The sequence below is a fragment of the Pseudomonas sp. FEN genome (assembly GCF_904067045.1).
Lineage (GTDB): Bacteria > Pseudomonadota > Gammaproteobacteria > Pseudomonadales > Pseudomonadaceae > Aquipseudomonas.
On record NZ_CAJFDC010000010.1, the window covers coordinates 182,933 to 198,933 of the forward strand.

At 62.6% G+C, this 16,001-nt stretch carries 15 protein-coding genes; 9 read left to right on the plus strand and 6 right to left on the minus strand.

The features are described from left to right. Window positions 1-13: 13 nt before the first annotated feature. From PFEN_RS09560 to PFEN_RS09575, 4 genes are all read left to right on the plus strand, one after another. Window positions 14-694 (plus strand): response regulator, encoded by a 681-nt coding sequence (locus tag PFEN_RS09560; RefSeq protein WP_191486595.1) that lies wholly within the window; start codon window positions 14-16, stop codon window positions 692-694. Further along, on the plus strand, window positions 691-2,016 hold the full coding sequence (locus PFEN_RS09565) for an ATP-binding protein (protein WP_191486596.1): 1,326 nt from the start codon (window positions 691-693) through the stop codon (window positions 2,014-2,016). The genes PFEN_RS09560 and PFEN_RS09565 overlap by 4 nt, the downstream gene beginning before the upstream one ends. 193 nt (window positions 2,017-2,209) lie before the next feature. Further along, window positions 2,210-2,926 (plus strand): MgtC/SapB family protein, encoded by a 717-nt coding sequence (locus tag PFEN_RS09570; RefSeq protein ID WP_191486597.1) that lies wholly within the window; start codon window positions 2,210-2,212, stop codon window positions 2,924-2,926. Between the two features lie 311 nt (window positions 2,927-3,237). Further along, on the plus strand, window positions 3,238-3,861 hold the full coding sequence (locus PFEN_RS09575) for a response regulator transcription factor (protein WP_191486598.1): 624 nt from the start codon (window positions 3,238-3,240) through the stop codon (window positions 3,859-3,861). Window positions 3,862-3,882: 21 nt separating this feature from the next. Here the strand turns inward: PFEN_RS09575 and dkgB are convergent, their stop codons facing one another. After that, window positions 3,883-4,686 (minus strand): 2,5-didehydrogluconate reductase DkgB, encoded by an 804-nt coding sequence (gene dkgB / locus PFEN_RS09580; RefSeq protein WP_191486599.1) that lies wholly within the window; start codon window positions 4,684-4,686, stop codon window positions 3,883-3,885. A gap of 190 nt (window positions 4,687-4,876) precedes the next feature. Continuing rightward, a complete protein-coding gene (locus PFEN_RS09585) occupies window positions 4,877-5,416 on the minus strand; it encodes a PaaI family thioesterase (protein WP_191486600.1) in 540 nt (179 codons plus the stop codon). A 261-nt stretch (window positions 5,417-5,677) separates the two neighbouring features. Between PFEN_RS09585 and PFEN_RS09590 the strand changes: the two genes are divergently transcribed. The 4 genes from PFEN_RS09590 (at window position 5,678) to PFEN_RS09605 (ending at window position 10,189) form a co-directional block, all read left to right on the plus strand. Next, a complete protein-coding gene (locus PFEN_RS09590; RefSeq protein WP_191486601.1) occupies window positions 5,678-6,547 on the plus strand; it encodes a pirin family protein in 870 nt (289 codons plus the stop codon). 123 nt (window positions 6,548-6,670) lie between these two features. Further along, on the plus strand, window positions 6,671-8,113 hold the full coding sequence (locus PFEN_RS09595; protein WP_191486602.1) for a mechanosensitive ion channel domain-containing protein: 1,443 nt from the start codon (window positions 6,671-6,673) through the stop codon (window positions 8,111-8,113). 103 nt (window positions 8,114-8,216) lie between these two features. After that, window positions 8,217-9,434, plus strand: a complete 1,218-nt coding sequence (locus PFEN_RS09600; RefSeq protein ID WP_191486603.1) for an AAA family ATPase — start codon at window positions 8,217-8,219, stop codon at window positions 9,432-9,434. A 5-nt stretch (window positions 9,435-9,439) separates the two neighbouring features. Continuing rightward, window positions 9,440-10,189, plus strand: a complete 750-nt coding sequence (locus PFEN_RS09605; protein WP_191486604.1) for a hypothetical protein — start codon at window positions 9,440-9,442, stop codon at window positions 10,187-10,189. Between the two features lie 85 nt (window positions 10,190-10,274). On the opposite strand, the gene PFEN_RS09610 is transcribed toward PFEN_RS09605, so the two are convergent. From PFEN_RS09610 to PFEN_RS09620, 3 genes are read right to left on the minus strand one after another with little or no spacing between them, the layout of a single operon-like run. After that, on the minus strand, window positions 10,275-11,099 hold the full coding sequence (locus tag PFEN_RS09610; RefSeq protein WP_191486605.1) for a sulfite exporter TauE/SafE family protein: 825 nt from the start codon (window positions 11,097-11,099) through the stop codon (window positions 10,275-10,277). Further along, window positions 11,096-12,355, minus strand: a complete 1,260-nt coding sequence (locus PFEN_RS09615) for an FAD/NAD(P)-binding oxidoreductase (protein ID WP_191486606.1) — start codon at window positions 12,353-12,355, stop codon at window positions 11,096-11,098. The genes PFEN_RS09610 and PFEN_RS09615 overlap by 4 nt, the downstream gene beginning before the upstream one ends. Window positions 12,356-12,371: 16 nt before the next feature. Then, complete coding sequence (locus PFEN_RS09620) at window positions 12,372-13,256, minus strand: MBL fold metallo-hydrolase (protein WP_191486607.1); 885 nt, start codon at window positions 13,254-13,256, stop codon at window positions 12,372-12,374. Window positions 13,257-13,623: 367 nt separating this feature from the next. Between PFEN_RS09620 and PFEN_RS09625 the strand changes: the two genes are divergently transcribed. Beyond that, on the plus strand, window positions 13,624-14,943 hold the full coding sequence (locus tag PFEN_RS09625) for a sigma-54 interaction domain-containing protein (RefSeq protein WP_191486608.1): 1,320 nt from the start codon (window positions 13,624-13,626) through the stop codon (window positions 14,941-14,943). Window positions 14,944-15,002: 59 nt separating this feature from the next. Here the strand turns inward: PFEN_RS09625 and PFEN_RS09630 are convergent, their stop codons facing one another. After that, window positions 15,003-15,989, minus strand: a complete 987-nt coding sequence (locus tag PFEN_RS09630; RefSeq protein ID WP_191486609.1) for a threonine/serine dehydratase — start codon at window positions 15,987-15,989, stop codon at window positions 15,003-15,005. Window positions 15,990-16,001: the final 12 nt, after the last annotated feature.

Sequence of the window (16,001 nt, forward strand, 5' to 3'; positions counted from 1 at the left end):
CACAGGTGTCCCCATGCACGTACTGGTTTGCGAAGACGACGAACTGATCGCCAGCGGCATCAAGGCCGGCCTGAGCGCCCAGGGCATGATTGTCGAGCATGTCGCCACCGCCGCGGCCGCGCGCGCCATGTTGCGCGCGGCGGAGTTCGACGTGATGGTGCTCGACCTCGGCCTGCCCGACGAAGACGGTCTCAAGTTGTTGGCGCAGTTGCGCCAGAAGGGCCTGGAACTGCCGGTGCTGATCCTCACCGCCCGCGACTCGGTCACCGACCGGGTCGATGGCCTGCAGGCCGGTGCCGACGACTACCTGCTCAAGCCCTTCGACCTGCGTGAACTTTTCGCCCGTCTGCAAACCCTGTTGCGGCGCGTGGCCGGGCGCAGCGTCAACCTGATCGAACACGGCGCGCTGAGCTACGACCCGAGCAGTCGCGTGACCCTGCTCGGCGGCCAGCCGGTGGACCTCTCGCGTCGCGAACAGGCGCTGTTGCAGGCCCTGCTGCACAACCGTGGCCGGGTATTGTCCAGTGAGCAACTGAAAGACAGCGTCTACGGCTTCGGCGATGAACTGGAAAGCAATGCCTTGAACGTGCATATCCACCACCTGCGCCGCAAACTGGGCAATGGCATCGTCGAGACCGTCCGTGGCCTGGGCTATCGCCTGGGACCGGCGGGTAGCGAGGACAGTCGGGCATGATGAGCCTGCGTTTGCGCCTGAGCCTGACCATCGGCTCGGCGTTCATCCTGATCTGGGCCCTGGCCGCGACCTGGATGCTCAGCGACCTGCGTCACCAGATGATGTTTTCCCTCGACCAGCGGCTGGTGGCTTCGGCCCGCATGGTCGCCGGGCTGCTGGAGCAATTGCCACCGATCTCGAGCAAGGGCGACGGTACCCATTTCAGCGCCGAACAGCTTAATATTCCCGGTGGCATGGCCTGCCAGGTCAGTTCGCTGCGCGGCGAGATCCTCGCCCGTAGCCACAACAACCCGGAACAGGCCCTGGAGGACCAGACCGCCGGTTTCCACGACCAGATGATCGACGGCGCGCCCTGGCGCAGCTTCACCCTGGTGCGTGGCGATGTGCATATCACCACCGCCGACCGCCAGGTGGAACGCGAGGCGCTGAACCTCTCGGTGTTACTGGCGGCCTCGGTGCCGGTCGGCGTGGCCCTGATGGGCTGCCTGTTCCTGCTCTGGCTGGGCATCGGCCGGGGCCTGGCGCCGCTCAACCGTATGCGCGACGCTTTGATGCGCCGTAGCGCCGATTCCCTCGAACCCTTGCAGGTACAGCCGTTGCCCCGCGAGTTGCAGCCGTTGCTGGACACCCAGAACCAACTGCTCCAGCGCATCGGCAAGACCATCGAGCGCGAGCGCCGCCTGACCGGCGATGCCGCCCATGAGCTGCGCAGCCCGCTGACCGCGATCAAGACCCACCTGCAAGTGGCGCGCATGACCGAAGGCGCCGCCCGTGACCAGTCCCTGGCCCACGCCGAGGCCGGTGCCGACCGCCTGCACCGGACCCTGGAGCAGTTGCTGTTGCTGGCGCGGGTCGAAGGCAGCCTGTCGTTCGATGACGGCGTGCAGTGCAATGCCGAGCAGGTGGCGCGCCTGGCCATCCAGGATTCGGCCAACGGCAACCGTGACCGCATCGCCTTGCACCTGTCGGAGAACTACTCCCCGGCACCGCTGGAAATGCCCTCGACCCTGTCCATTGCCGCCTTGCGCAACCTGCTCGACAACGCTCTGCGCCACACTCCTGGCGATGCGCCGGTGGAATTGAATGTGGAAACCATCGGCAATCGTGTGCGCTTCCAGGTTCGCGACCACGGCCCGGGTATTGCCGCGGACGATCTGCAGCATCTGACCCAGCGCTTCTGGCGCCACAGCGCGAGCAGCGGTTGCGGCCTGGGGTTGGCGATTGTCAATGCCATCGTCCAGCGCTGTGGCTGCGTCCTGCATTTCGACAGCCGTCCCGACGGACTGCGGGTCGAGCTGACCATGCCGTTGCAGGTGCTCTGAAACCCATCTCTCGGCGCCTGCTGGCCAGGCCTGGAGCGCTGGCTTCCAGGTCGCGTCAATGGGCGGCGGATCCAGTTGCGTTCTCTGACATCATCCCGTGCATCTTGATGTGCTATGTCTGCGTCACCAGTGCTCCCTTGTAGGAGCAAGCTTGCTCCTACAAGGGGCTTGTACCGTAGATATGAGAGCCTCCATGCAAGCCCTGAACAATATCAACTTCGACTCCCTGATCGACACCTTCGTCAGCCTCAGCGCCGCCTTCATCCTCGGCGGCCTGATCGGTCTCGAGCGGCAATACCGCCAGCGTACCGCCGGCCTGCGCACCAATGTGCTGGTGGCGGTGGGGGCGGCGATCTTCGTCGACATGGCCAACCGCCTGGGCGGCGTCGAAGGCGCGGTGCGGGTGGTCGCCTATGTGGTCTCCGGTATCGGCTTTCTCGGTGCCGGGGTGATCATGCGCGAGGAGGGTAATGTCCGTGGCCTGAACACCGCCGCGACCCTCTGGGCCTCGGCGGCGGTCGGCGCCTGCGCCGGTGCCGACCTGATCCTTGAAGCTCTGCTGGGGACCCTGTTCGTCCTGGCGGCGAACACCCTGCTGCGGCCGATCGTCAACAACATCAACCGTCAGCCGCTGGATGTGGTCTCGGCGGAAGTGACCAACATCATTTATCTGATTGCCCTGCGCAGCCAGCAGAAGGCCGCGTTGTCCTTGCTGGAGAAAGAGCTGGAGCGCAGCAACTACCCGGCCAGCGATGTCGATGTGCGCCCCTTTGGCGACGAAGAGGTGGAAATCGAAGCGACCCTGGCGATCACCTCGGTGGACGGCGACGAACTCGATGCCCTGGTGGCGCGGCTGTCCACCTCGAGCATGGTGCAGCAGGCGTTCTGGAGCCCGAGTACCACTGATTGACCAGGATCTCGCCGGCGGTGCCCAGTTGCCGTGGCGGGAGATGGGGCGATTGCGGGCTTCCTGGAAACGACGAGTATCTTGGGATTTTCCCTACAGATGCTTCTGAGGTCTCTCGATAAAGTGACCGACCTGGTTCAGCCCTCACGCCCTGAACGTTACATCCACGGGCCGGCATGGGCTGAGTTCCACCGTTCAGCCACAGCAGAAATTGAGACTTTTCCTATACTGTATTTCGCTTTCCCTACCTGTTTTTTCGATACAAGCACGTTCCCGTCTCAAGCAGTGGCTGGCGTACTTCTTGAGGATTTGTAATGCGCACAGCTCTGATAGTTGACGATCACCCGTTCATTCGCATGGCCATCAAGGTCTTGCTGGAGAAGGAGGGGTTCGAGGTCGTCGCCGAGGCCGACAATGGCGTCGATGCGGTGCAGCTGGCTCGGGAGTTGGCGCCCAGCCTGATTGTCATGGACCTCAATATTCCGCGGCTCGATGGCCTGGAAGCGATCAAGCGCCTCAGCGACCTGCAACTGCCGAGCAAGCTGGTGGTGCTTACCGAACAGGCTCCCGAGTTCTACTCCGAGCGCTGCATGCGCGCCGGCGCCATGGGCTATATCTCCAAGACCGCCGAGTTGGTCGAGCTGCGCCTGGCGATCCAGGCGGTGATGCTCAACAAGAGTTTCTTTCCGCGCCTGGAAGGGCACGTTCAAGGGCAGGCTGGCGGTGTCTCGGAGCCGGTGCTGATCGACAGCCTGAGCAATCGTGAGCTGAGCATCCTGCGCTACATCGCCCGGGGGATGAAAAACAAGGACATCAGTGAACTGATGCTGCTCAGCGACAAGACGGTCAGCACCTACAAGACCCGCCTGATCGACAAGCTCAACCTGAAATCGGTGGTGGCGCTGGCGGAGTTCGCCAAGCGCAACCAACTGATCTGAGGTGCCCTGGTGGGGCAGTCATCAATCCCACTGCGGCGCGAGACCTGGCGGGTTGGTCAGGCGCTGGGCGCGCTCGAGGCTGGCGATCTTCGCCATGTCCTCATCGCTCAAGCGCAGGTCGCGGGCCTTGAGGTTACTCGCCAGGTTCTCGCGCCGGGTTGACGAGGGGATCACCGCGTAACCCAGTTGCATGGCCCAGGCCAGGGTCACCTGCGCCGGTGTCGCCCGGTGCTGCTCGGCGATTTGCCGGATCAGTGGGTCCTTCAGCACTTCGCCATAGGCCAGGGTCATGTAGGAGGTGATCTGGATGCCTTGGTCCTGGGCGGCCGCGACCACGTTGCGGTTCTGCAGGTAGGGGTGCAGTTCGATCTGGTTGGTGGCGATCTGATCGGCACCGACGGCGGCAATTGCCTGTTGCAGCAGTTCGGTGGTGAAGTTGGAGACGCCGATCCGACGGGTCAGGCCCAGTTGCTTGGCCTCCAGCAGCGCGCCCATGAATTCAGCGACTGGCACCTGGTCCTGCGGCGATGGCCAGTGGATCAGGGTCAGGTCCAGGTAGTCGGTACGCAGTTTGCGCAGGCTGTCCTTGAGGCTGGGGATCAGGGCGTCCTTGCCGAGGTTGGCGACCCAGATCTTGCTGGTGATGAACAACTGGTCACGGGGAATGCCGCTGGCGCTGATGGCCTGACCGACTTCGGCCTCGTTTTCGTAGATCTGTGCGGTGTCGATGACCCGGTAGCCCAGTTCGAGGCCGCTGCTGACCGAATCGATGACGACCTGGCCTTGCAGGCGGAAGGTGCCGAGGCCGAAGGCGGGAACAGACATGAGGGACTCCTGAAGTGACAGTGGGAATGAGCAGGAGTATCCCCATCCCGATCTTTGAGAAAAAGTAAGGGAGGGGAAAATGACTCTTTACCAGTGCGCACGAATAAGCGGAGTTTCGAAGCTCGGTCCGTGGGAAGGGGCGCGCGCTCTTGGAGCTGGCAAGCCAGCTCACAAAAAGCCTATCGGTTGTTCAGCCTCGCGGTTCGAGGATCATGCAGGTGGTGGAACCTGTGGCATAAAGCCGTCCGTCGGCGTCGTAGATCCGCCCTTCGGCCAGGGCCGTGGAGCGACCGAGGTGGACCAGCGTGCCCTCGGCGCGGATCGGCCCGCTGCTGCTGGTCAGGGCCCGCACATAGCTGATGCGCAGGTCCAGAGTGGTGTAGCCCTGGCCCTTTTGCAGGCGGGTATGGATGGCGCAGCCCATGCACGAGTCGAGCAAGGTCGCGGCATAGCCGCCATGGACACTGCCCAATGGGTTGTAATGACGGGTGTCCGGGGTGCCCTGGAAGACGAACCGCCCCTCGGACCATTCGATGGGGATGAAGTCCAGCAAGCTGCCGATCGGCGGCGAGGGCAGTTCGCCGTTACCGATGCCGTTGAAGAACTGCGCCGGGGTCAACTGGCTGACCTCGGCCAGGGTCAGGCTGCCGGGGCCTTGCAAGCGCTCGCGCATGGCCTGCTCCTCGGCGATCCATTGGGCAAGCGTGACGTCGCGATTTGGGGTCTGCATGGGGCGCCTCCTGACTGAAATAAAAAATTATTGTCGTAATATTTTACTCGATATTATGTCCGAAATATAAATTAATCCAGCCCCTGCGCAGATCCTTGCCGTGCAGTAATACAAGGAATGGCCACGTTGAAAAGCCGACTTGCCCATGAGCACAAGGGCATCGATGATTGTCTCATTGGTAGAACACTGAAGCTGTTTCATGCGGTCTAGCGCTAAAAACCGGTTGAATCTAAGCTGTGCCCATGAATGACGGAGGTACCCATGAAAAAGATTCTTGGTCTCTACACCAGTCCCCGTGGCCATTGGGTCGGTGACGGTTTTCCGGTGCGCACGCTGTTTTCCTATGACCACCTGGGCCAGCACATCAGTCCTTTTCTGCTGCTCGACCATGCCGGACCCGCTGAATTCACCGCGACCACGCAACGCCGTGGTGTCGGCCAACATCCCCATCGCGGTTTTGAAACCGTGAGCATCGTCTATGACGGTGAAGTGGAGCACCGTGATTCCACCGGCGCCGGCGGCGTGATCGGCCCGGGTGACGTGCAATGGATGACCGCCGGGGCGGGAATCATCCATGAGGAGTTTCATTCCGCGGCCTTTGCCCGGAGCGGCGGCCGCTTGGAGATGGTCCAGCTATGGGTCAACCTGCCGGCGCGGGACAAGTCCGCCGCGGCTGGTTACCAGGGTATTCTCGATAGCGATATCCCCCGGATCGCCCTCAAGGACCAAGCCGGCAGCCTGCGCCTGATTGCCGGTGAGTTCGACGGACAGCGCGGGCCGGCGCGGACCTTCACGCCGATGGATGTCTGGGATATCCGCCTGGCTGGCGGGAAAACCGTGGCGCTGGACCTGCATGAAGGTCGCAGCACGGTGCTGGTGGTCCTGCGCGGCAGTGTGCGGGTCAATGACGAGCAACTGGCGCAGCCAGGGCAACTGGTGGTGTTCGAGCGTGCCGGCAGCGCGGTGTCGTTGCACGCCGGTGACGGCGAAGCGCTGGTGCTGCTTCTCAGCGGCGAGCCCATCGACGAACCGATTGTCGGTCACGGTCCCTTCGTGATGAACAGCGAAGCCGAGATTCACCAGGCCTTTGCCGACTTCCAGGCCGGACGGTTCGGGCAGATGCGCGACTGACCCCGCTACGCGGTTCTCACGCTCGCGGAGCCGCGCCGCGGCCTCGAATATAAAGCTATAACTCCATGAAGCCGTTCTGTGCGATCTTCGCGCCGTGACGGTTTCTTTTCATGGAGTGGCTCGATGCTTGACCTGTTGTCTGAACATCCCTTGTCGTGCGCTTTGCTGCTGATCGTGATCGATTTGCTGCTGTGGCACCTGATCGGCGGCAAGAGCGGCACCTGGAAACTGGCCGTGCGCCTGACGGTGTTTTCGCTGTTCAGCCTGCTGCTGTTCAACGAGGGCATGAACCCCTTGCAGACCGCGCCGTGGCCGGATGACATCCCCCGGCACCTGGCGGCCACCGGCTTGCAGATCGGTTGGTGGCTGTTCGGCGCGCGGACCCTGACGGTGCTGCTTGGCACGGTGATGATGCAGCGGGTCGGGCATGCCGGCCGGCTGGTGCAGGATGTGCTCGGGGCGATCATCTTCCTGATCGCCATCGTCGCGGCGGCGGCCTATGTGCTCGACCTGCCGGTCAAGGGCGTGCTGGCGACCTCCGGTGCCCTGGCGATCATTGTCGGCCTGGCCTTGCAGAGTACCCTCAGCGACGTGTTTTCCGGGATTGTCCTGAACGCCACCAAGCCCTATCAGGTCGATGATTGGATTTCCATCGACGGCACCGAAGGCCGGGTCGTCGATATCGACTGGCGTGCTACCCGCTTGCAGACGTCCCAGGGCAGCATGGCGGTGGTGCCCAACTCCCTCGCGGCCAGGGCCAAGATCGTCAACTTCAGCCGGCCCAGCGATATGCATGGCCTGTCCATCAGCGTGCAGGTCAGCCCGCATTCGCGGCCCCAGGTGGTGATCGAGGCGTTGGAGCGGGCCATGCTCGGCTGTCGCGCCTTGTTGCCGAGCCCGGCGCCCTGCGTGACGCTGAAAAGTTCCAGTGCCGAGGGCGCGGAATACGAAATCAATGGTTTCGTGGTGTCCATGGACGAGAAACGCGGAGTTCGCAATCAGCTCTACGACCTGGCATTCCGGCATTTGCGCGCTTCGGGAGTGAGCCTGCTGTCCAGCGGGGAGAGTGCCACCCCGGTGAATTTATCGCGCCCGCGAAGGTTGTTGGAAAGCTCTTCGATTTTCTCCACCTTGCGTTCGGAGGAGAAGGACACGTTCAGCGAGAATATGCAGGCGCAGACGTTCCGTGCCGGCAGCGAGATCATGGCGCGGGGCGAGGTCAGCGATCATCTGTTCATCATCGAGTCGGGGGTGGTCTCGGTCACGCTGTTGCGCGGCGGTGTGCCGCTGGAGGCCGGACGCATGGGACCCGGCGAGGTGATCGGCGAGGCCGGGGTGCTGGCCGACCTGGCGGTGGTGGCGGATTTCACCGCCAAGACCGACTGTGTGCTGTATCGCATTGAAAACGAGTACCTCAAGCCGTGCCTGGAGGCCCGGCACGATATCGGCGAGGCGATGAAAAACCTGCTCGACCATCGCTTGAGCGCGGTGCAGCGGTTCACCCGCGAAGTGCCCAAACCGGTGGAAAAGCGCGGGTTTATGCAGTGGTTGCGCAATCGGGCCTAGTGCTTCCGATGTTACAGAATGAAGCAGGCAATCAGCTTGAGAGGTCAGCCCGGCTGACCTATATTGGCCGCCTTTGGCCGCGATTTCAGATCAAGGAACAGTCATGACGGGTGAGCGCAATATCGACAAGGAACGGCCGGAAGATGTCTTCCGGGTCGAGGACGGTATACGTCTTTGTGAGTTCTGGATCGATAATTTCAAGTCACTGGTCGCTTTCAGAATGCGGCTGGCGGACTTCACCTGTCTTGTTGGTTTGAATGGTGCGGGTAAGTCCACGATTTTGCAGGCACTGGATTTTCTTTCCCAGCAAATCAAGGGCGACCTGTCCGGCTGGCTGAAAAACCGTGAATGGAAGCCTGTCGACCTCAAGTCAAAACTCAGTAAAAACAGCAATATCAGTTTTGAGATTAAATGTGAGTTTGCCGGCAAGCTGGCGACCTGGAATGGCAGCTTCAATCGGACATTATTGCGCTGTACTGAAGAGTCGTGGATCGTTGATCAGGATGCTATTCGCGTTTCAGATGGTCGTGTCTACATTCATGAAACGAATGTGCATGGCAGTGGCCGAGGCAATACGGGCAGTCTCATCAACTTCGAATATCAAGGCTCTATTCTCTCTGCATTGAAAGAGTCGCTGCTTCCAAAGAGCTTTTTGGCGTTCAAGCGTTTTATCGCCGGCATCACCTCGCTGGATGCACTGTCCCCTCAGTACTTGCGTAAGCAGGCGCGCGGCAGTCAAGGCGGCTTGGGTTTTGCGGGTGAGCAGCTATCTGCGTTTGTGCATCAACTGAGTCCCGATCGGCTCACCACGCTTGTTGCGATGCTGAAGAAAAACTACCCGCATCTTCATTCAATCGAAATCAAGTCCCTCAATTCCGGCTGGAAGTCCCTGGGGATACAGGAAACCTACAGCTCAGGTAGCTTCAGTACTCAAGCCCGGCATATGAACGATGGCATGTTGCGCTTGATGGCGATTCTGGCGGAAACCTTGTCGGCGCATGGGTTCATGCTCTTCGACGAGGTGGAAAACGGCATCAACTCCGAGCTCATCGAATTTTTGCTGGATTATCTGGTGGGGCTCGATCGACAGGTCATGGTGACCACCCACAGCCCGATGATTCTGAATTATCTGGAGGACGACATCGCCCGGCGGGGGGTTCAACTGATCTATAAAACCGAAGACGGAAGAACCCGGGCTATTCCTTTCTTTTCCATTCCATCGATCGCGGAGAAATTGACGGTGATGGGGCCGGGAGAGGTGTTTGTCGATACCGATCTTGTTCGTCTGCCTCAGGAAATTGGCCGGCTGATGGCGAGGTAACACGGATGTTGCTTCTGGTTAGTGGAGAGGGCCCTTCCGATATAGGTCGCTTAGCGCCGGGTGAGCAGGGACCTGAGTTTTTCCCGGGGCCGATGACGCTGGTTCTGGACAAACTGGTCGAGGAGGTTATGCAGTACTCGTTGCTCGACCTTCACACCGTGCATTTTATTCATAAAACAGAGTTGTTGGCTGTGGAGCCGAAACATAGTGGGCGCCGACTATCGGCGCCTGGAAAGCGAACAGCCAAGGAAACCGGTTACTACTACCAGAACGCTCGACGCCTGGCGCTCAAAGCTGCTGAGTTGGCGCGGGAGTCTGACGATACGGTGGTACCTGTGCTGTTCCGGGATGCGGACGGAACGCAGTCCTCGGGTCGTGGTGAATGGCTGGATAAATGGACGTCGATGATCAACGGTTTTGAGGAAGGAGGCTCTTTGCTGGGTGTTCCGATGTTACCGAAACCCAAGTCTGAAGCCTGGTTGCTGTGCGCATTTCGGACGCCGGCTTATCAATACTGTGCTGTGCTTGAGTTGGCTTCAGGTAACGACGACTCGCCTGACTCTCTCAAGGATCAGCTTGACCGCGTACGCAATGGATCATCGACAACTGAGGATATCAACCAGGCGATACGCGAGGGGGAAGTGGATCCCCGGCGAATCGATATGGCCAGTTTCAATGCGTTCAAGACACGATTGGCTGAAGTCATGCAAGGGGTTATCGGTCCTGCAGCACTGGAGTCAGGCAACCAACACTAGCGATTAGTCACTTGGGCTCAGTTGCTGCAGAATCTCCTACAGGTTCGTGTTGAGCATTATGATGAGTCAAGGCGCGGGATACGGGTCAGAAAGACAACCCCAGCGCCCCCAGTGCCAGTAGCACCGCCGCCATCACCCCGACCACTGCGAACAGTTGCTGCAGCCTGGGTCCGGCCAGGCGCCCGGCGACCTGGCGACCCAGGATCAACCCGACCACCGCCCCCGCCGCAAACGGCCCGCCCACCGACCAGTGCATGACCCCGGACAGCGTCGCCGTCACCACGCTTCCCAGTGACACCAGCGCGATCACCGCCAGGGAGGTGGCGACGATGCTCCGGTTGTCCAGGTTGGTATAGCGCGTCAGCGCCGGAATGATGACAAAGCCGCCACCGACTCCGAGCAACCCCGAGAGCAACCCCGAGAGCATGCCGGTAACGGTCAGCGCGCGGGCGCAGGGCAGGGTCCAGCGCAGTCGGCCCTGCTGGGGATTGAGCACGCAAGGCAGGAAATCGGGTCGTGGTGCCGGCTGTCCGTGCCGCAATTCCCGGTGCGCCTTGAGGAAGATCCGGCTGCAGGCGTAGACCATCACGGCGGCAAACCCCAGGGCCAGCGGTGCGTTGGGCAGGCGATGGGCGAGCCACAGGCCCAGGGGCGTGAGCAGTACGCCAATCCCGGCGATGTAGGCCGCCGCCCGATAGCGCACGACGCCCTGGCGCAAGCCGAGCAAGGCGCCGACGCCCGCCGCCAGGCCCACCGCGAGCAAGCCGATGGGTGCGGCCTCGACGATCGACAAGCCCAGCCCGAACACCAGCAGCGGCACCGCGAGGATGCCACCGCCGGCCCCGGTCAGGGCCAGGATCGCGCCAATCAGTGTCCCCAATCCCGCGCCTAGCAACAGATGTTCATTCATGGTTGCGTTCTGACCGCGGTCAAGGTGGGGCGCGCCAGCCATTCACGGCCCTTGAGCATGCCGCGCCAGTACAGTGGCGGCAGGATCCGTTCCTTCAGCCACCAGGCCAGGCGCGTCGGTTTGCGCCCATCGAGGAACCAGGGGGCGAACGTCGGTGCCAGCTTGCCGCCATAGGTGAATTCGGCGAGGACGATCTTGCCGCGTTCCACGGTCAGCGGGCAGGAGCCATAGCCATCGTAGGTGGCTTGCGTGGGCAGGCGTCCGAGGGCCACCAGAACATTGTTGGCCACCACCGGCGCCTGCTTGCGCGCCGCGGCGGCGGTCTTGGCATTGCTGGTGTTGGTCACGTCGCCGAGGCCGTGGATATTGGCGAACTGGCGGTGCCGCAGGGTGGCCGGATCAACATCGACCCAGCCGGCCGCATCGGCCAGGGGGCTGGAACGGATAAAGTCCGGGGCCACTTGTGGCGGCACCACATGCAACATGTCGAAGGGCCGGACCAGGATTTCACGGCTGCCATCGGCCAGGGTGCGGGCAAAGGTCGCCTGCTTCGCCGGGCCATCGACCGCCACCAGGCTGTGACCGAACTGCAGGTCGACGGCGTACTTGTGGATGTATTCCATCAGCGCCGGTACATAGTCGGGCACGCCGAACAGCACCGCGCCAGCGTTGAGGAAGCGGGCGTTGATTCGCCCCAGGCGCCCGCTCTTGAGCCAGTGGTCGCAGGACAGGTACAGGGCCTTCTGCGGCGCTCCGGCGCACTTGATCGGCATCGGCGGCTGGCTGAACAGGGCTTCGCCCTCCTTGAGTTCCTGCACCAGTTTCCAGGTGTAGGGCGCGAGGTCGTAGCGGTAGTTGGAGGTCACGCCATTGCGCCCGAGGGTCGCCTCAAGGCCGTCAATGGCCGCCCAGTCGAGTTTCAGGCCGGGACAGACGATCAACTGTTCGTAGCCGACCCGGCTCTGGTCGGTGAGCACGACTTCGTGGCCGTGGGGCCCGAAGGCGCTGACCGCCGCCTTGATCCAGCGCACGCCACGGGGAATCAGTGATGCCATGGCGCGGGCCGTCGACTCGGGGCGAAACACCCCGGCCCCGACCATGGTCCAGCCGGGTTGATAATAGTGGGTGTCGGCCGGGTCGATAATCGCGATATCCAGGCCCGGGGCCCGGGCCAGCAGGCTGGAGGCCACGGCGATGCCGGCCGCGCCGGCGCCGATGATCAGGATCTGGTGATGGGAAACAGCAGTCGAAGACATGGGGTCGGGTCCAGGTTCAGAGGGCATTGAGCGGGATTTTCAGGTAGCGCACGCCGTTGTCTTCCGGCTCGGGCAGGTGGCCGCTGCGCATGTTGACCTGCACGGCCGGCAATATCAGGACCGGCATGTCGAGGGTCGCGTCACGGGCCTCGCGCATGCTCACGAAGGTGTCTTCGTCGATGCCGTCATGGATATGGATATTGTCCGCGCGCTGTTCGGCGACGCTGGTCATGTAGCGCAGTTCACGGCCACCTGGCAGGTAGTCGTGACACATGAACAAACGGGTCTGCGGCGGCAGTGCCAGCAGCCTGTGGATCGAGCGATAGAGGGTACGCGCATCGGCGCCGGGGAAGTCGCAGCGGGCGGTGCCGTAGTCGGGCATGAACAGGGTATCGCCGACGAAGGCGACCAGCTCGTCGCCGGACTCGACCAGGTAGCTCATGCATGCCGGGGTATGTCCCGGTGTGTGCAGGGCCCGGGCCTTCAAGGTGCCAATGCTGAATTCGGCGCTGTCGTCCAGCAGTATGTCGAACTGGCTGCCGTCGCGGCGGAAATCGCTGCCGGCATTGAACAGCTCGCCGAAAACCTGCTGGACCACGGTGATATGGCTGCCGATGGCGACCTTGGCGCCGAGCTGCTCCTTCAGATAGGCCGCCGCGGAGAGGTGGTCGGCGTGCACGTGGGTTTCCAGGATCCACTCTGCCTGGGCGTCCAGTTCGCGGACCCGGGCGATCAGGCGGTCGGCCGACCCGGTATGGGTACGCCCGGACTTGGGGTCGTAGTCGAGCACACTGTCGATCAGCGCGCAGCGGCGAGTGCTGGTGTCCATCAGCAGATAACTGATGGTCCAGGTGTCGGGGTCGAAAAAGGCTTCTATGGCCAGCTTGTCGCCAAAGGTCATTGCGTACTCCAGACGGCTTCTTGTTGGCGCCGCCGGTCGACGCGCTTGCTTGCGATAAATGTGCGGCGTCAGATTCCCCGCGTTATCGTTCACGTCCATCGCAAGCAAGCGCGTCGACCGGCGGCTCCTACAGGTGTAGTTGACGGGTATGGATCCATCCTTAGTCTGGCAGAGAGATCAATAAGCATGCCAAACCGGCATTTTTGATTTTCGCGCAAGATAACTGACTTATATCAACGCGTTCTTCGACGTTTTCTGATCCGGGGTGGTTTTTCAGAAGAATTGGCAGTCATTTTGGCGGTCGGTGGCAGTCAATGGCAGAAAATACCGATATGCATTAAGCTGCTGCTTCCATCCGGGAGTTGCCATGACCATCCTTGCCACCGACTTTGCCCGGCCCGACATGCGGGCCCTGGTGTCTTATCTGGAACACGACCCGCGGCCGACCATCGTCCTCGATACCGACTACAACATCGTTGCCGCCAATACCGCCTACCAGCGCCAGTTCGGCGTGGAGGGCCGGCCCCATGTCGGGGCGAAATGCTTTCGGGTCTCGCACCAGTTCGCGGTGCCCTGTGATCAGGCCGGCGAGCATTGCCCCATGCGCAAGGCCCACGAAACCCGCTTGCCCGAACGCGTCCTGCATATTCATCACACCCCACGCGGCCCCGAGCATGTCGATGTGGAGCTACGCCCGTTGCTCGACGCGCAGGGCGAAGTGGTGGGCTATGTCGAGTGCTTGAATACGGTCGCCGTGGCCTCGGCCCAGCCACAGCATCAGGGCCTGGTCGGCCGCTCGGCAGCGTTCAAGGAAGCACTGGGCGCCTTGCGGCGGGCGGCCCCGTCGCCGATTCCGGTGTTGCTGCAAGGTGAGTCCGGCACCGGCAAGGAACTCTTTGCCCGCGCCTTGCACGAGGGCAGTCCGCGGGCCGGCGGACCGCTGGTGGTGGTCGACTGCACTGGCCTGACCGAAACCCTGCTCGAGAGCGAGCTGTTCGGCTACGAAAAGGGCGCCTTCACCGGGGCCTTGCAGCGCAAGATCGGGCTGGCCGAAGCGGCCCATGGTGGCACGCTGTTCCTCGACGAGATCGGCGAGGTGCCGCTGGCGATGCAGGTCAAGCTGCTGCGTCTGATCGAGTCCGGCAGCTTTCGTCCGGTGGGCAGCCTGCGCACCGTGCACTCGGACTTCCGCCTGGTCTGCGCGACCCACAAGCCGCTCAAGGACATGGTCACGGCCGGTAGTTTTCGCCAGGACCTGTTCTACCGCATCAGCGCCTTTCCGATCCGCTTGCCGGCCTTGCGTGAGCGCAGCGATGACCTGCCGTTGCTGATCGACAGCCTGTTGCAGCGGCTGGCACCGACCGCGATGCCGCGTATCGATCCGGCGGCGATGAAGGTCCTGGGGCTGCATGACTGGCCGGGCAATATCCGTGAACTGCGCAATGTGCTGGAGCGGGCCCGGCTGTTTACCGACGATGGGGTAATTCGCGTATCCGATCTACCCGCCGAACTGCGCCGTGAAACACCGATGGCGCCCCCCCAGCGGCGGCATGGGCGCAACGAGCTGGAGCAATTGGCTCACGCGCTGGCGGTGTTCGACGGCCCGCGCAGCGAGCTGGCGAAAACCCTGGGGATGAGCGAGCGCACGCTGTATCGGCGGTTGCAGGCGTTGGAAGAGAAGAGCTGATGGTCGCCGATCCGCCCAGGCCGAGGCATTGTCGAGCCAGGCCTGGGCACAGGCGCTGTTCAATCGGTGCTTAGCAGCACCTTGGCGAAGAATGCCGGATCGGCATTGCCCCCCGACAACACCACTACCGCGCAACGTCCGTCCAGCGCGATACGTCCGGCCAGCAGCGCCGCGAGGCCGACCACGCCGCCCGGTTCGACCACCAGCTTGAGGTTCTCGAATGCCCATCTCAGGGCGACCCGGACCTCGGCGTCGGTCACCGTCAGCCCGCCGCTGAGCAGTCGGCGATTGATCTCGAAGGTCAGCTCGCCCGGTGCCGCGGTGAGGATCGCGTCGCAGATCGAGTGGCCGCCCGGCGCAATACTTTGCCGGCTGCCGGCGGCCAGGGAGCGCCCGGTGTCGTCGAAGCCGTCCGGTTCCACCGCATACACCGCGATCTCTGGAAACTGGCTGTGCAGGGCCACGCTGACCCCGGCAATCAGGCCGCCACCGCCGCAGGGCACCAGCACCACTTCAGGCCGCAGCTCCAGCATCCGGGCTTGCCGGGCGATTTCCAGTCCCAGGGTGCCCTGGCCGGCCATCACCCGTGGATCGTCATAGGGTTTGACCAGCACCGCGCCGCTTTCGGCGATCAGCGTCGCGGCGAGGGCTTCGCGATCCTCCGTTTCGCGGTCGAACAGCACCACCCGCGCACCCTCTTCGCGGGTGCGGCGGATCTTTAATGCAGGGGCATCCCGAGGCATCAGGATCGTTGCCTGGATACCCAGCAGCCTGGCCGCGCAGGCCACGCCCTGGGCGTGGTTGCCGGAGGAGAAGGCCAGCACGCCACGGGCGCGTTCTTCGGCGCTCAGGCTGGCGAGGGTGTTGTAGGCGCCACGGAACTTGAACGAGCCGGTTCTTTGCAGCACCTCCGGCTTGACCAGCACCCGGCCCTGGCAGTGTTCATTCAGGCTGTGGAATTCCAGCAGGGGTGTTTCCACGGCGTGTCCCTGGATACGCCGGGCGGCCTGTTCGATATCGGCCAGTTGAATGGGGTGTGAGGTCATGTCGTGCTCCTG

What these genes read in the sequence shown, in the direction of transcription:
- PFEN_RS09560 (WP_191486595.1), top strand. Translation starts at nt 14, where the DNA reads ATGCACGTACTGGTTTGCGAAGACGACGAACTGATCGCCAGCGGCATC.
- PFEN_RS09565 (WP_191486596.1), top strand. Translation starts at nt 691, where the DNA reads ATGATGAGCCTGCGTTTGCGCCTGAGCCTGACCATCGGCTCGGCGTTC.
- PFEN_RS09570 (WP_191486597.1), top strand. Translation starts at nt 2,210, where the DNA reads ATGCAAGCCCTGAACAATATCAACTTCGACTCCCTGATCGACACCTTC.
- PFEN_RS09575 (WP_191486598.1), top strand. Translation starts at nt 3,238, where the DNA reads ATGCGCACAGCTCTGATAGTTGACGATCACCCGTTCATTCGCATGGCC.
- dkgB (WP_191486599.1), bottom strand. Translation starts at nt 4,686, where the DNA reads ATGTCTGTTCCCGCCTTCGGCCTCGGCACCTTCCGCCTGCAAGGCCAG.
- PFEN_RS09585 (WP_191486600.1), bottom strand. Translation starts at nt 5,416, where the DNA reads ATGCAGACCCCAAATCGCGACGTCACGCTTGCCCAATGGATCGCCGAG.
- PFEN_RS09590 (WP_191486601.1), top strand. Translation starts at nt 5,678, where the DNA reads ATGAAAAAGATTCTTGGTCTCTACACCAGTCCCCGTGGCCATTGGGTC.
- PFEN_RS09595 (WP_191486602.1), top strand. Translation starts at nt 6,671, where the DNA reads ATGCTTGACCTGTTGTCTGAACATCCCTTGTCGTGCGCTTTGCTGCTG.
- PFEN_RS09600 (WP_191486603.1), top strand. Translation starts at nt 8,217, where the DNA reads ATGACGGGTGAGCGCAATATCGACAAGGAACGGCCGGAAGATGTCTTC.
- PFEN_RS09605 (WP_191486604.1), top strand. Translation starts at nt 9,440, where the DNA reads ATGTTGCTTCTGGTTAGTGGAGAGGGCCCTTCCGATATAGGTCGCTTA.
- PFEN_RS09610 (WP_191486605.1), bottom strand. Translation starts at nt 11,099, where the DNA reads ATGAATGAACATCTGTTGCTAGGCGCGGGATTGGGGACACTGATTGGC.
- PFEN_RS09615 (WP_191486606.1), bottom strand. Translation starts at nt 12,355, where the DNA reads ATGTCTTCGACTGCTGTTTCCCATCACCAGATCCTGATCATCGGCGCC.
- PFEN_RS09620 (WP_191486607.1), bottom strand. Translation starts at nt 13,256, where the DNA reads ATGACCTTTGGCGACAAGCTGGCCATAGAAGCCTTTTTCGACCCCGAC.
- PFEN_RS09625 (WP_191486608.1), top strand. Translation starts at nt 13,624, where the DNA reads ATGACCATCCTTGCCACCGACTTTGCCCGGCCCGACATGCGGGCCCTG.
- PFEN_RS09630 (WP_191486609.1), bottom strand. Translation starts at nt 15,989, where the DNA reads ATGACCTCACACCCCATTCAACTGGCCGATATCGAACAGGCCGCCCGG.